Source organism: Streptomyces sp. 7R007 (genome assembly GCF_054850255.1).
On the sequence record NZ_JBTWMV010000144.1, the window covers coordinates 1 to 1203 of the forward strand.

The window sequence follows — 1203 nt, forward strand, 5'->3', positions numbered from 1 at the left end:
TCAGAACCAACACAGTGGACGCGAGCCTCTATGGACAAGCCCTCGGCCTATTAGTACCGGTCACCTCCACACGTTACCGTGCTTCCAGATCCGGCCTATCAACCCAGTCGTCTACTGGGAGCCTTACCCCATCAAGTGGGTGGGAGTCCTCATCTCGAAGCAGGCTTCCCGCTTAGATGCTTTCAGCGGTTATCCCTCCCGAACGTAGCCAACCAGCCATGCCCTTGGCAGAACAACTGGCACACCAGAGGTTCGTCCGTCCCGGTCCTCTCGTACTAGGGACAGCCCTTCTCAAGACTCCTACGCGCACAGCGGATAGGGACCGAACTGTCTCACGACGTTCTAAACCCAGCTCGCGTACCGCTTTAATGGGCGAACAGCCCAACCCTTGGGACCGACTCCAGCCCCAGGATGCGACGAGCCGACATCGAGGTGCCAAACCATCCCGTCGATATGGACTCTTGGGGAAGATCAGCCTGTTATCCCCGGGGTACCTTTTATCCGTTGAGCGACGGCGCTTCCACAAGCCACCGCCGGATCACTAGTCCCGACTTTCGTCCCTGCTCGACCCGTCGGTCTCACAGTCAAGCTCCCTTGTGCACTTACACTCAACACCTGATTGCCAACCAGGCTGAGGGAACCTTTGGGCGCCTCCGTTACCCTTTAGGAGGCAACCGCCCCAGTTAAACTACCCATCAGACACTGTCCCTGATCCGGATCACGGACCCAGGTTAGACATCCAGCACGACCAGACTGGTATTTCAACGACGACTCCACCCGAACTGGCGTCCAGGCTTCACAGTCTCCCAGCTATCCTACACAAGCCGAACCGAACACCAATATCAAACTGTAGTAAAGGTCCCGGGGTCTTTCCGTCCTGCTGCGCGAAACGAGCATCTTTACTCGTAGTGCAATTTCACCGGGCCTATGGTTGAGACAGTCGAGAAGTCGTTACGCCATTCGTGCAGGTCGGAACTTACCCGACAAGGAATTTCGCTACCTTAGGATGGTTATAGTTACCACCGCCGTTTACTGGCGCTTAAGTTCTCAGCTTCGCCCCACCGAAATGGAGCTAACCGGTCCCCTTAACGTTCCAGCACCGGGCAGGCGTCAGTCCGTATACATCGCCTTACGGCTTCGCACGGACCTGTGTTTTTAGTAAACAGTCGCTTCTCGCTGGTCTCTGCGGCCACCCCCAGCTCA

At 56.7% G+C, this 1203-nt stretch carries 1 rRNA gene; it reads right to left on the reverse strand.

The features are described from left to right. Positions 1-30 precede the first annotated feature (30 nt). Positions 31-1203 (reverse strand): 23S ribosomal RNA (locus ACYF6T_RS44500); the annotation flags it as partial.